We start from the raw sequence: 12,909 nt of genomic DNA, 5'->3' as shown, positions 1-12,909 counted from the left end.
ACAACCGGATGAGCAATTTTCTTACCCGGCCGCCTGCGTGGCGCCGATGGCGGCCGCGGCGCGCGGGCGGCTGGGCAGCGCGTGGCGCAGGATGCGCCAGCACACCTGGCCGAACTGCCGCGGCAGCGAGCCGGTGTTGTAGTGCTGGCCGTAGCGGGCACAGATGGCGCGCACCTCGACCGCCATCGCCGCGTAGCGGTTGGCCGGCACGTCGGGGAAGAAGTGGTGCTCGATCTGGTGGCTGAGGTTGCCCGACATCAGGTTGAGCAGTTTTCCGCCAGCGATGTTGGACGAACCCCGGAGCTGGCGCAGGTACCAGCCGCCGCGGCCCTCGGTGCGCACCGATTCGCGGCTGAAGGTCTCGGCGTCGGCGGTGAAGTGGCCGCAGAAGATGATCAGGTAGGTCCAGAGGTTGCGCAGGATGTTGGCGATCACGTTGCCCACCAGCACCGTCAGGAAGAACGGGCCGGCCAGCAGCGGGAAGAACACGTAGTCCTTCAGCACCTGGCGCGCCATCTTGCCGCCCACCGGGCGGAACTCTTCGAGCAATTCCCGCGTTTTCTTCTTGCCCGCGAACCAGCGGCCCAGGCGCAGGTCCTGGATGGCGATGCCCCATTCGAACAGGATCGCGAACACCACCGCCACCAGCGGCTGCACGAGGTAGAACGGACGCCAGCGCTGCTCGGGGAAGATCCGCAGCAGGCCGTAGCCGATGTCGTCGTCCAGTCCGCGCACGTTGGTCCAGGTGTGGTGGCGGAAGTTGTGGGTCTTGCGCCAGTTCTCGCTGGTGCCGGCGATGTCCCACTCGTAGGTGCGGCCATCCAGCGCCGGGTCGTTCATCCAGTCGAACTGGCCGTGGATGACGTTGTGGCCCAGCTCCATGTTCTCGAGGATCTTCGACAGCGCCAGCGACAGCACGCCGAGCGTGCCGGCGATCCACAGCACCGGCGTGACGAAGGCGCCGGCGATCGCCGCGACCATCAGCAGCACGCGGCCGGCGAGCCCGAAGTAGCGCACGGCCTGGTATACGGCGCGTATGTAGTCGGCGTCGGCCTGGCCGACGGTGGCGAGGGTGCGGGCGCGCAGGGCATCGAGCTCGGCGGCGAAGGCGTCGAGTTCGTCGGGCGTGAGGGCGCGATTCTTGGGCTTGGCGGTCATCGGGTCACAGGTCCAGGACGAGGTCGCTGCGCGCGCTGCTCACGCACAGGCGCAGGGCGGAGACGGGCTCGTGCTCCAGCTCGCCGGTCAGCAGGTGGCGGGTGCTGCCCGCGGACTTGCCGCAGGCGCAGCTGTTGCACAGGCCGCGGCGGCAGCCGTGCGCGGGCGAGAGGCCGGCGGCCTCGAGCGCATCGAGCAGAGGCTGGCCGCGCGGCACCGCGAGCGTGCGGCCGCTGCGCGCGAGCGTGAGTTCGACGGTGCCGGTGTCGGTGCTTTCGAAGACCGGCGGCGAGAAGGATTCGGCGGCGAAGCTGGCGGCGCGCGTTGCGATCAAGGCGGCCGCGGTTTCCACGAAGCCGGCCGGGCCGCAGGCCAGCACGTGCGCGCTGGCGTCGAGCCACGGCGCCAGCTGGACGGCGTCGAGGCGGCCGGCCGCTTCGTCGCCGGCCGCGGCGCGGTCCCGCGTCAGCAGGAAGCGGACCTGCAGCGCCGGGGTCGCCGCCGCGATCGCGCGCAGTTCGTCCACGAAGCAGCGCTGGTCGCGGGTGCGCGTGGAGTACAGCAGCGTGGTCGGCGCCGGATCCGGCTGCGCGGCCAGCGCCGCGAAGATCGCCATCATCGGCGTGATGCCGCTGCCGGCGGCGAGCAGCAGGCGCGGGTTGCGGCCATCGGCCGGCAGCGCCAGTTCGCCGAAAGCCTCGCCCAGCGTGACCACATCGCCGACCTTGGCGTGCTCGTGCAGGAAGCGGCTCACCTTGCCGCCCTCGATCGCCTTGACCGTGATGCGGAAGCTGCCGTCCGCGGCCGCGGGGGCGCTGGGGCTGTAGCTGCGCACCAGGCGCCGGCCGTCCACTTCGACGCCCAGGTTCACGTGCTGTCCCGGCCGGAAGCCGCGGAAATGCCGGTTCGGCCTCAGGACAAGGTTCACCGCGTCGGAGGCGGCCCGTTCGCGGGCCACGATCCGGGCCAGCGGGCGATCCCAGCTCCAGGTCGGCGACAGCCGCTGCGCCCAGAAGTCGAACAGGGCCGGTGACACGAAGGGCGCGCGGGCGCGGCGCCCGGAGGAGCGGGTCGGGGCCGGGACAGGGAGGGGATCGGGTCGCATGGGCGGCATTATACATAGCCGCATACGCGTGTCTATACAGCTGTATATCCGTGGCGCCGCTATGATGGCCCCCTACCCCGAGTCGGCCCGCCCGTGACGTCCACCTCTTCCGCCGCCGACGCCGACCTGCATCCGGTCCGGCGCACCCCGATCACCCGGGCCGACCTGCTCGACGCCGCGCTGCGCCTGATCGGCCCGCACCGCAGCGTCTCCAGCCTGAGCCTGCGCGAAGTGGCCCGCGAGGCCGGCATCGCCCCCAACAGCTTCTATCGCCAGTTCCGCGACGTGGATGAACTGGCCGTGGCCCTGATCGACGTCGCCGGCCAGAGCCTGCGAAAGATCGTCGGCGCCGCCCGCCATCGCGCCGAGGCCGAGCACGGCGTGGTCCGCGGCTCGGTCGAGGCCTTCATCGAACAGGTGCGCGCCGACGACAAGCTGCTGCACGTGCTGCTGCGCGAGGGCACCGTCGGCTCCGACGCCTTCAAGCGCGCCGTGGACCGCGAGCTGGGCTTCTTCGAGGACGAGCTGCACCACGACCTGGTGCGCTTCGCCAAGCTGCGCAACCGCCCGATGGCCGAGCCCGCGCTGGCCGCCAAGGCCATCACGCGCCTCGCCTTCGCGATGGGCGCCACCGCCCTCGACCTGCCGCCCGAGCGCGACGCCGAACTCGTGGACCAGCTGACCACGATGGTGCGGATGATCCTGGTCGGCGCGCACGCGATGCCGAAGTAATTGTCGAGCGCGCCGCGCATCCCGCACCAGACCCTGGTGCAGGTCTTCCTGCGCTTCCTGCGCTTCGGCGCGCTGGCCTGGGGTGGGCCGGTGGTGCAGATCGCGATGATCCGCCACGCGCTGGTGGACGAAGAGCGCTGGGTCGACAGCGACCATTTCAATCGCGCGCTGGCGGTGTACCAGGTGCTGCCCGGCCCCGAGGCGCACGAGCTGTGCGTCTACTTCGGCATGCTGGCGCGCGGACGGCTGGGCGGCCTGCTGGCCGGGCTGGGCTTCATGCTGCCGGGCTTCGTGCTGATGTTCGCGCTGTCCTGGGCCTACGTCGGGTACGGGCTGGGCATCGAAGGCCTGCAGGCCGTGTTCGCCGCGGTGCAGGTGGCAGTGGCGGCGCTGGTGCTGCGGGCGGTGCTGCGCATCGGCGGGCACGTGGTCACCGATCGCTGGCTGTGGACGATCGCGATCGTGGCGGGATTCGCGCAGTTGGCGGGCCTGCACTTCGGATGGATCCTGGCGGGCGGCGGCGTGGCCTACCTGGCGGCGCGGCGTGGCCTGCGCGCCAGCGCCCTCGGGGTGATCGCGCTGATCACGGCCGCCGCGGTGGCGTCCGCCGTGCGTCACGGCGGGCTGGCGGGAATGGACACGCTGAGCCTCTCCGGGATCGCGGGCCCGGCCGTCGACCCGGGCACGGTGTCGGCATGGCTGTTGTTCTGGGCGGGCCTGAAAGCCGGTTTGCTGACCTTCGGCGGTGCCTACACCGTGATTCCCTTCCTGCAGCGCGACGCGGTGACGCAAGGCGCGTGGATGAGCAACGGCCAGTTCCTTGACGGCCTGGCGCTGTCGGGCCTGCTGCCGGCGCCGCTGGTGATCTTCGCCACCTTCGTCGGCTACGTCGGCGGCGGGCCCTGGGGCGCCGTGGCGATGACCGCGGGCGTCTTCCTGCCGGCTTTCGCATTCACCCTGGTGGCGCACGAACCGCTGGAGCGGCTCGTGCACCAGCCGCGCGCGCGCCAGTTCCTCGAGGGCGTCACGGCCGGCGTCGTCGGCCTGATCGCCGGCACCACCATCGCGCTGATGCGCGTCAGCCTGACCAGCTTCGAAGCGTGGGCGCTGTTCGCCACCGTGCTGGCGCTGCTGTTCGCCTCGAAGGCGCGGCTGCTGATTCCCGCGGTGATTGCCGGCGCAGCGGTCTGGGGCTGGATCTCCGGCAGCTAGGCGGACAAAGGGGGCGGCCCGCCTCGCCCTCGCGATGGACGCCACGGCGTTCATCCCGGACCACAAGCCAGCCGGATCCGATCCCCGTGCCGACGCAGCCCGTCATGCTTCACCCGCGACAGCGGCTGCGCGCGATAGGCCGCATCGGCGGCCTTCGCACTTTGACAGGCTCGCGACGCCGACTTCCGCGGCGCGCTGGCGCGCGGCACGGCGCGCGCCTGGCGAGGCGGCCTGGCCACGGTGCGGGATACCTCCTCGCCTGACACCCGCGGCGCGCTCCGCACCGTAGGGCTGCCGGCACCCGGGGCCGACGCGGGTTGATGATCCGCCGCCACAGCGCGCTCCCACACCTGCGTATCGCCCGGCGCGCATGGCGCCGACTGGTAGCTGACGCGGCCATGCCGGTCGCTGCACTTGAAGAGTGACGCGGCATCGGCACGCGCCGCCAGCGCCACCGCCACCGCCACCGCCAACAACATCGAGACCAACACGACGACCCTCCGGGCGCGGGTCCACTGCATGCCTGTCGCTCCAGCCACATCGATATCCGATGGCTGCCATCATCCCGCGGGGACAAACGTGCAGAAATCCGCCGCTACCCAATCCGTGCGTAGGATTTCGCCTGAACTCAATCCGGGAAATCAGCAGCCCGCACCGGAGGCGCGGGCCTGCACCCGCCACACCGTGACTACCAGGCTTCAACCGGTAGCCGGATGCAGGCGGACGGCGGCGTGATCGGCAGGAAAAAGTGCGGCGCGGAAAGCAGGCTCAATCCCCGCCGCCCGTCCCCGACCCGTCGTCCCCCGCCTCGCCCAATCCCAACACCCGTGCGAGAAACGCGTACTGGATCGCCACGCTGTCCATCCAGCCCGACACGCCGCCACCGCCGTGGCCACCCGACGCGCGCGACAGCATCAGGATCGGCGTTTCGCAGCCTTGCGCCGCCTGCAGCGCCGCGGTGAACTTGTAGGCGTGCCAGGCCGGCAGCCGCTGGTCGTCGTGCGAAGTGGTGACCAGGGTCGCGGGATAGCAGGTGCCCGGCGCCAGGTTGTGCAGCGGCGAATACGCGCGCAACGCGGGGAAGACGTCGGCGTCGGCGGGCGTGCCCCACTGGTCCACCTGCTGCGCGCCGTTGCCGGCGATGTGCCGGCGCATGGCATCGGTCACCGGCACGTCGGCCAGCACGGCGGCCAAAAGATCCGGCCGCTGCACCATCACCGCGGTGACCAGCATGCCGCCATTCGAGGCACCGGCGATCGCCAGCCGCTTCGGGCCCGTCCTGCCGCTGGCGACCAGGTGTTCCGCCGCCGCGATCATGTCGTCATACGTGGTCTGCTTGCGCTCGCGGATCGCCGCCTCGTACCAGGCACGGCCGAACTCGCCGCCGCCGCGCAGGTTGGCGATGGCGTAGATGCCACCCAGCTGCACCCACGCCAGCGCGTCCTCGCGGAAGTACGGAAGCTCGGACGTGCCCGAGGCCCCGTAGCCGTAGAGCAGCGTCGGATGGCTGCCGTCGCGGGCCACGGCTTTCCTGGCCACGATGAACATCGGCACCCGGGTGCCATCCTTAGACGCGAACCACTCCTGGCTCACTTCATACGCGGACAGGTCCGGCGCCTGCTCGGCCTCGGACTCCACCCGCGTCTGCCCCGTGGCCAGGTCATGCTGCAGCAGCACCGGCGGCTGCAGCAGGCCCGAGTACAGCAGGCTCACCCGCGGTGAATCCGCACCGCCGTAGAGCCCCTGCACCACGCCGGTGCCGGGCAGCGCGACGTCGCCCAAGGACTTGCCGTCGGCATCGAACACGCGCAGCACGCTGTGCACGTTCTCGATCGAGTGGGCGACCAGCCGCCCGCCGTACCACTGCGCGTTGGTGAGGACACCCTCGCCCTCGGGGATCACCGGCTGCCAGCGCGCGGGCGCGGGCTCGGCCAGGTCCATCCACGCCACGCGCCGGCGCGGGGCGTCCCTGTCGGTGAACACCAGCGCGCGGCCGTCCTCGACGTGGAGAACCCGGTAGGCGGCGTCCGGTTCGGTGAGGACGCGCGGCTTGGCGCCTTTGCGCAGATGGCCGCTGGCCTCGAGCTCGAGCAGGTGCAGCTGCGCGCGCGAGCCGCCGAGGTTGCCGTCATGCCAGGGGCCACGCTCGACCGAGGCGAACAGCTGCCGGCGATCGCCCGGCAGGTCGAATGCCAGGCTCCAGTCGCTGCGGTCCTCCGGCAGCGAGAACAGCCGGACATCGTCGGCCACCGGCGTGCCCAGCCGGTGCAGGTAGAGCGCGGGATCCTCGGCGGGCGCCTCGGGGCGGCCATCGCGCGGCGGCGCGAAGCGGCGGTAGACCAGGCCGTCGCCATCCGCCGACCATTGCATCGGGCCTTCGAAGCGGATGTTCGCCAGCACCGCGATCGGCGCCTCCGGCGCGTCCACGTCCAGGAGGCGGATCTCGCCCCAGTCGGCGCCGTTGCGATTGATGATGTAGGCCACGCGACGCCCGTCCGGCGAGGGCACGAAGGCGCGCACCATGCCGCCCTCGCCCAGCGCCGCGGCATCCACCAGCGTGCGCGGCGCGGCGTCGCCGGGGCCACGCACCATCAGGTGGATCCGTTCGTCGACCAGCGTGCGAAAGAAGGTCCGGCCACCGGCCTCGCGGCCCGGCTCCTGGGTGGGATAGAGGTTTTCGAGCGCCTTCATTCGCGCGAGCGCCCGGGCATAGGCGGGCTCGCCGCGCAGGCCCGGCTCGGCGCGCTGGTTCTGCGCCTCGATCCAGGCGGCCAGCTCGGGGCTGCGCAAGTCCTCCATCCAGCGGTACGGGTCGCGCACTTCGACGCCGTGGAAGGTGTCAACGACGTCGGTGCGGCGCGCGGGGGGATAGCCACCCGGCACCTGCGGCGTTGCCGCCGCGGAGGACGAACCGGTGGAGACCCCGGGAGCAGCCCCGGCAACCTGGCCGGCGGCCAGGATCAATCCCGCTAGCAATGCGCGCATGTCCGGCTCCTGGAGTGGTCTCCCGGAAAACGGCGGTAATCACCTCCCCCGGCCAATCGGGCGGGCCAGGCAACCGACGCTATTGGCGGGCACGCTCCCCGGCACCCACGAAGAAGATTCCCGCCAATACGGCTACGGGGATGCCAAGCAAGTACAGAAAACCCAAGGACGGCAGGGAAACCGCCAGGTCGCATGCCAGCGCCGTCGCATCGAACCCGTGTTCCGCCAGACCGACGACGATCCAGGCGCTGGTGATCGCCAATGCGACAGACAGGGCTGAGTAACCGAAGGCCCAGCCCTTTTGCTTCGCCGCCAGCAAGACAGCCGGCCGAGCCGTCAACATCAGCCAGGCCAGCAGAGGCCCGAAGTAGGACGCCCCGAGCCACAGGGCGGCGACCAGGCCATCGGGTGCGACCAGGGCGACGATCACCAGCAGCGGAACGACGAAGATCGCCGAGACGCCGCCAATGGTCCTGGCGGCGATTCTAAAACTCCCATCCACCTCCCCGACGGGCACCGCGCGCCGCCTCAGCGGCGACGCGCAGGCTTGCAGCCGTCCAGCCAGACCTGGTGCAGGATGCCGTCGTACTCGGCGAAGCGGCCTTCGAAGCGCGCGGTCTCGCCGCGGCGGAAGGTCAGCGCCAGCGCGCGCTGCTCGGGCTTGAACACGCAGGCCACGCCGGTGCGCGGGGCGTTGTCGCCGGGCAGCTGGATGAAGGCCTCGCTGGTCTCGGGGATGTCGAAGCCGACGATGGTGTCGCCGTCCTGCTCCTGGATCGAGCTGACCTTGCCCTTGAGCGCGTAGCGGCGGCCGTCGTGGCGCGCCGACACGGCGGCGGCGTTGGCCTGGCCTTCGCGGGCGATGCGGCGCGAGAACACGTACACGTCCTGCTCGGTCACGTCATCGACGTTCTGGGTGGCGGCGCCCGCCGCGGCCGCCTGCCGGCCGGCGTCGCCGCCCTGCAGCTTGCCGAGCAGCGTGCACATGTAGCTTTGGATCGCGTCGGCCTTGGCGAACTGGCCCTTCTCGGTCTTGACCGTCATCTCGACCGCGGCCGCGCCGCCTTCGTCATAGACGCTGATGAGCGTCGGGATGGCGCGCGTGGTGTTGGTGGAGCGCTGCTCGACCAGCAGCGTGCCGTTCTCCACGTCCTCGGCGATCACGTCCATCTTCTCGCCGATCATGATGCCGCGCATCTGGCCGATGGCGTCGGCCACCGACTGGTCGGGCACCACCACCACGCTGGAGTAATCATTGCCGGTGAACGGGCTGCCGGACTTCTTGAAGTTGTCTTCGCACTCGCCGGCGTGGGCGGTGGTGGCAGCGGCGGCAAGCGCCAGGGTGAGCAGGGCGGGACGGAGCATTCGGGCCTCGTGGGGATGGGGGACGCCCGGCGAGTGTGTTGTAGGCCCCATACGAACTCAATACGGGTCGGTGGTGTTTCCGACCCGTTGCCCTGCGCTTGTAGTGCGGCGCTTACCGGGTCAACCGCACTTGCTGTAGCCGCAATTCAGGCAAGTCGCGCAGCCATCCATGATCACCGTGGCCTTGGTGTTGCACTTGAAGCACATGGTCGCGCTGGGCGGGAAAGAGGCGCCCTCGCCGGTCACCTGCACCGCCTCGTCGGCGCGCGAAGCGCCGTCGGTGCCGGAGGTCCCCGCGGGGGCGCCGCTCAGGCCGGAATCACTGGACTTTTTTTTTGCGCGGGCCTCGTAGGCGGCGCGCTTGTCGGCGATCAGCTGGCGCTGCGCCTCGCTGAGCTCGGGGTCGAGGATCATGCCGATCGACTTGAGGTGCTCTTCGACCACCGAGCCGATCTCGGCCACGATCGACGGCATGTACACGCCGCCGGCCTTGAAGTAGCCGCCGCGCGGGTCGAACACCGCCTTCATCTCGTCCACCAGGAAGGTGACGTCGCCACCCTTGCGGAACACGGCGCTCATGATCCGGGTCAGGGCCACGATCCACTGGAAGTGGTCCATGTTCTTGGAGTTGATGAACACCTCGAACGGACGGCGCAGCTCATGCTCGGTGCCCGGGTTGAGCACGATGTCGTTGATGGTCACGTACATCGCGTGCTCGACCAGCGGCGACTTGATCTTGTAGGTGTTGCCGATCAGCACTTCGGGGCGCTCGACCTTCTCGTGCATCTGGATGATGTTCGAGGCGGGCTCGAGCTCGACCACGGGCGCGGCGACGGGCGCGGCGGCTTCCTTGGTCTTGTCCTCGGGCTTCTGGACGCTGTAACCCTTGATTTTCTTGCTGATCTTGATGGCCATCTGTTTCTTTTCGCTTATGGGATTCGGTGGGTGGATCTCCCGGAGCCCCCCGCCGCCGGGCGGCGGGGGGACGGGGTACGACAATCGGGACAGCCGTAGGCTTTAGCGCTTCCTGGCAACCTTTCGGGCCGTCGTCTTGCGGGCCGCCGGCTTCTTGGCGACCTTCTTCGCCGCCTTGCGGGCCGGAGCCTTCTTGGCGGAAACCTTGCGCACGGCCTTCTTGGCCGTCTTCTTCGCGGCGCCCTTCTTGGCGGCGACCTTGCGGACGGCCTTCTTGGCCGCCGGCTTCCTGGCGACAGCCTTCTTCTTCGCAGGCGCCTTCTTGGCGGCCGCCTTCTTCTTCGCGGCCGGCTTGGCGCCGCCGACCTTGGCCTTGACGGCCTTCACCGCCGCCGCCGCCTTCTTCTTGGCGCCGGCCACGGCCTTCTTGACCGCCTTGCCGGTGTCGGAACGCTCGGCCTTCTTGATCTCGGCCTTGGCGCGCTTGATCGCCGGGGCCGCCTTCTTCTTGGCGGCCTTCATGACCTTGTTGGCCTGGTCGGCGATGGCGCCGCCGATTTCCGAGGCCTTGTCGCTGACGCTTCCAGCGGCATTGGAAATGGCCGCCGTGACACCGTTGCCGTTGCTCATACCGCTCTCCTCGTCGATGAATCCGCGGCGATCGCCGCGGGCCTTCCAAACTTAGCGCGATTCAACGCCGGTTGCGCGCCCCGCGGGGCGCGCGGCCGGCATCAGAACTTGCCGTAGTAGCCTTCCTTGAGGGCATCGAACAGGTTGGCGGCGCTGTGCAGCTCGCCGTCGTATTCGATCTCCTCGTTGCCCCGGGCCTCCACCACCGTGCCGTCCTCGAGCTCGAAGCGGTAGGTGGTGTTCTCCAGGTCGGCTTCCTTCACCAGCACGCCCTGGAAGGCGGCCGGGTTGAAGCGGAAGGTGGTGCAACCCTTCAGGCCCTGCTTGTGGGCGTACATGTAGATGTCCTTGAAGTCCTCGTACGGGTAGTCCGTCGGGACGTTCGCGGTCTTGGAAATGGACGAGTCGATCCACTTCTGCGAGGCCGCCTGGATGTCCACGTGCGCCTTGGGCGTGATGTCGTCGGCCGAGATGAAGTATTCCGGCAGGCGCGACTTGTCGTCGGTGCCGAAGGGCATCGCATCGGGGTTCACCAGGGTGCGGTAGGCCAGCAGCTCGTAGCTGAAGACCTCGACCTTTTCCTTCGACTTCTTGCCTTCGCGGATCACGTTGCGGCTGTAGTGGTGCGCGAACGAGGGCTCGATGCCGTTGGAGGCGTTGTTGGCCAGCGACAGCGAGATGGTGCCGGTCGGCGCGATCGAGCTGTGGTGGGTGAAGCGCGCGCCGGTCTCGGCGAGCTCCTTCACCAGCTCGGGCGCCACTTCCGCCACGCGCTGCATGTAGCGCGAGTAGCGGGCGTGCAGCTCGCGGCCCTTGATCTTCTGGCCAACCTTCCAGCCGTCCTTCTTCATCTCCGGGCGCTTGCGCAGCATCTCGGCGGTGACCTTGAACTCCTCGTCCATGATCGGGGCCGGGCCCTTCTCCTTGGCCAGGCTCAGCGCCACTTCCCAGCCGGCCACGGCCATCTCGCGGCTCACCTGCTCGGTGAACGCGACCGAATCCTTCTCGCCGTACTTCATGCGCAGCATCGTGACCGTGCTGCCCAGGCCCAGGAAGCCCATGCCGTGGCGGCGCTTGCGCATGATCTCGTTGCGCTGCTGCTCCAGCGGCAGGCCGTTGATCTCGACCACGTTGTCGAGCATGCGGGTGAACACCCGCACCACTTCCTTGTATTCCTCCCAGTCGAAGCTGGCCTTGTCGGTGAACGGGTCGCGGACGAAGGTGGTGAGGTTGATCGAGCCCAGCAGGCAGGCGCCGTAGGGCGGCAGCGGCTGCTCGCCGCAGGGGTTGGTGGCGCGGATGTTTTCGCACCACCAGTTGTTGTTCATCTCGTTGACGCGGTCGATCAGGATGAAGCCCGGCTCGGCGAAGTCATACGTGGACGCCATGATGCGGTTCCACAGCTGCTGGGCGCGGATGTGGCCGTAGATCTTGCAGGCCACCATGCCGTCTTCGCGGGTCACGTAGTTGGTGCTGTGCGGCCAGTCGCGCCAGACCACCTGCTTCGGGTCGTCGACGTTGATCTCGTTCTTTTCCTTGATGTTCACCGGGAACACCAGCGGCCAGTCCTTGTCCTGCTCGACCGCCTGCATGAACTCGTCGGTGACCAGCAGCGAGAGGTTGAACTGGCGCAGGCGCCCGTCCTCGCGCTTGGCGCCGATGAATTCCTTCACGTCCGGGTGCGACACGTCGAAGGTGCCCATCTGGGCGCCGCGGCGGCCGCCGGCCGACGAGACGGTGAAGCACATCTTGTCGTAGATATCCATGAAGCTCAGCGGGCCCGAGGTGTAGGCGCCGGCGCCGGACACGTAGGCGCCGCGCGGGCGCAGGGTGCTGAACTCGTAGCCGATGCCGCAGCCGGCCTTCAGGGTCAGGCCCGCCTCGTGCACCTTGCCCAGGATGTCGTCCATCGAGTCGGTGATGATCCCCGACACGGTGCAGTTGATGGTGCTGGTGGCGGGCTTGTGCTCGAGCGCACCGGCGTTGGACGTGATGCGGCCGGCCGGGATGGCGCCGCGGCGCAGGGCCCACAGGAAGCGCTCGTACCAGTACTTCTGCTTCTCGGCGGTCGGCTCGGCCTCGGCCAGGGCCTTGGCCACGCGCTGGTAGGTATGGTCGATGCTGGCATCGACCGGGTCGCCCTGCTTGGTCTTCAGGCGGTACTTCTTGTCCCAGATGTCGTAGGACGCCGGCTGCATTTCGATGCCCTGCGCCAGCTTGTTCTTGACCGCCTCCAGGCGAACCGTGCTCATAAGTCCTGTCTTCCTCCCGGGTCGCCCCTCGGGTGGGGGCGCCGTGTTTATTGAATTCTTATCGGATCGTGCCGGCCGGGAATCCGGGGGAAGCGACGCCCGCCCGCGGGGCCTGGCCCCTGGGAAGCTGTGCTGTCCGGTCGGAATCCCGCATGCCGTCTCGCCGTACGCGTCGTGCAAGCCCTGACCCCAAGACTTGGGGCCGCCCCCGCTGCCCGACACAAGATGTAGTGGCAGCGGAAGGCAAAGCTACCCCTCGCTGGCGGGGGTGTCAACAGCCTGCAACCTGCCGAAATCACTGTCGGGTCAAGATGTTCCACGGGTCTTGGAGAGTTGGCCTGAACCCCTCCCGGACCGCGTTCGGGCGCTTTCGGAGGCCGTCGCGGGCCACCGTGGAACCAGGACGGCCGTCACGTTTCCGCCCCCCTTGTCCAGCCACCGTTGGGCTCCCATCTGGTATCACCCACCAAGACTTTTTCCCGCCGGAGCCCCGAATGCGCCTCTTGCCCGCCGCCGCCTGCCTCCTGATCGCCGCTGCCGCCGGGGCCGGCGCCA

Annotated in this window: 11 protein-coding genes; 2 read left to right on the top strand and 9 right to left on the bottom strand. The window is 69.4% G+C overall.

All coding sequences use genetic code 11. The annotated features are described in order from the left end of the window. Nucleotides 1-21: 21 nt before the first annotated feature. Together N787_RS08950 and N787_RS08945 are read right to left on the bottom strand one after the other, a co-directional pair. The gene (locus tag N787_RS08950; RefSeq protein WP_034212864.1) at nt 22-1,158 is read right to left on the bottom strand and encodes a fatty acid desaturase family protein; all 1,137 of its coding nucleotides are present in this window, start codon (nt 1,156-1,158) and stop codon (nt 22-24) included. Between the two features lie 4 nt (nt 1,159-1,162). Further along, a complete protein-coding gene (locus N787_RS08945; RefSeq protein ID WP_034212862.1) occupies nt 1,163-2,263 on the bottom strand; it encodes a ferredoxin reductase in 1,101 nt (366 codons plus the stop codon). 93 nt (nt 2,264-2,356) lie between these two features. On the opposite strand from N787_RS08945, the gene fabR reads away from it, so the two are divergent. Beyond that, nucleotides 2,357-2,995, top strand: coding sequence for an HTH-type transcriptional repressor FabR (fabR, locus tag N787_RS08940; protein ID WP_034212859.1), 639 nt, complete (start codon nt 2,357-2,359; stop codon nt 2,993-2,995). After that, nucleotides 2,996-4,207, top strand: a complete 1,212-nt coding sequence (gene chrA / locus N787_RS08935) for a chromate efflux transporter (protein ID WP_052575318.1) — start codon at nt 2,996-2,998, stop codon at nt 4,205-4,207. Nucleotides 4,208-4,257: 50 nt separating this feature from the next. Here the strand turns inward: chrA and N787_RS14970 are convergent, their stop codons facing one another. The 7 genes from N787_RS14970 to N787_RS08900 all read right to left on the bottom strand — a co-directional run bounded on the left by N787_RS14970 (nt 4,258) and on the right by N787_RS08900 (nt 12,354). Then, nucleotides 4,258-4,728: a hypothetical protein gene (locus N787_RS14970; protein WP_034212857.1), complete on the bottom strand. Its 471-nt coding sequence runs from the start codon at nt 4,726-4,728 to the stop codon at nt 4,258-4,260. Between the two features lie 247 nt (nt 4,729-4,975). After that, nucleotides 4,976-7,192 (bottom strand): prolyl oligopeptidase family serine peptidase, encoded by a 2,217-nt coding sequence (locus N787_RS08925; protein ID WP_084590722.1) that lies wholly within the window; start codon nt 7,190-7,192, stop codon nt 4,976-4,978. A 79-nt stretch (nt 7,193-7,271) separates the two neighbouring features. Continuing rightward, complete coding sequence (locus N787_RS08920; RefSeq protein WP_034212852.1) at nt 7,272-7,709, bottom strand: hypothetical protein; 438 nt, start codon at nt 7,707-7,709, stop codon at nt 7,272-7,274. A gap of 11 nt (nt 7,710-7,720) precedes the next feature. Continuing rightward, nucleotides 7,721-8,557 carry a hypothetical protein gene (locus N787_RS08915; RefSeq protein ID WP_052575317.1) on the bottom strand — a complete coding sequence of 279 codons (837 nt, stop codon included), beginning with the start codon at nt 8,555-8,557 and terminating at the stop codon, nt 7,721-7,723. A gap of 120 nt (nt 8,558-8,677) precedes the next feature. After that, entirely contained in the window at nt 8,678-9,472 is a 795-nt protein-coding gene (locus N787_RS08910; protein ID WP_034212848.1) for a TSCPD domain-containing protein, read from the bottom strand. A 102-nt stretch (nt 9,473-9,574) separates the two neighbouring features. Continuing rightward, complete coding sequence (locus N787_RS15465; protein WP_034212846.1) at nt 9,575-10,102, bottom strand: hypothetical protein; 528 nt, start codon at nt 10,100-10,102, stop codon at nt 9,575-9,577. Nucleotides 10,103-10,203: 101 nt separating this feature from the next. Then, nucleotides 10,204-12,354, bottom strand: coding sequence for an adenosylcobalamin-dependent ribonucleoside-diphosphate reductase (locus N787_RS08900; RefSeq protein ID WP_034212844.1), 2,151 nt, complete (start codon nt 12,352-12,354; stop codon nt 10,204-10,206). Between the last annotated feature and the right edge of the window lie 555 nt (nt 12,355-12,909).

Origin of the sequence: Arenimonas metalli CF5-1 (assembly GCF_000747155.1) — a bacterium.
Lineage (GTDB): Bacteria > Pseudomonadota > Gammaproteobacteria > Xanthomonadales > Xanthomonadaceae > Arenimonas > Arenimonas metalli.
This window is presented reverse-complemented; position numbering and strand designations above follow the sequence as displayed.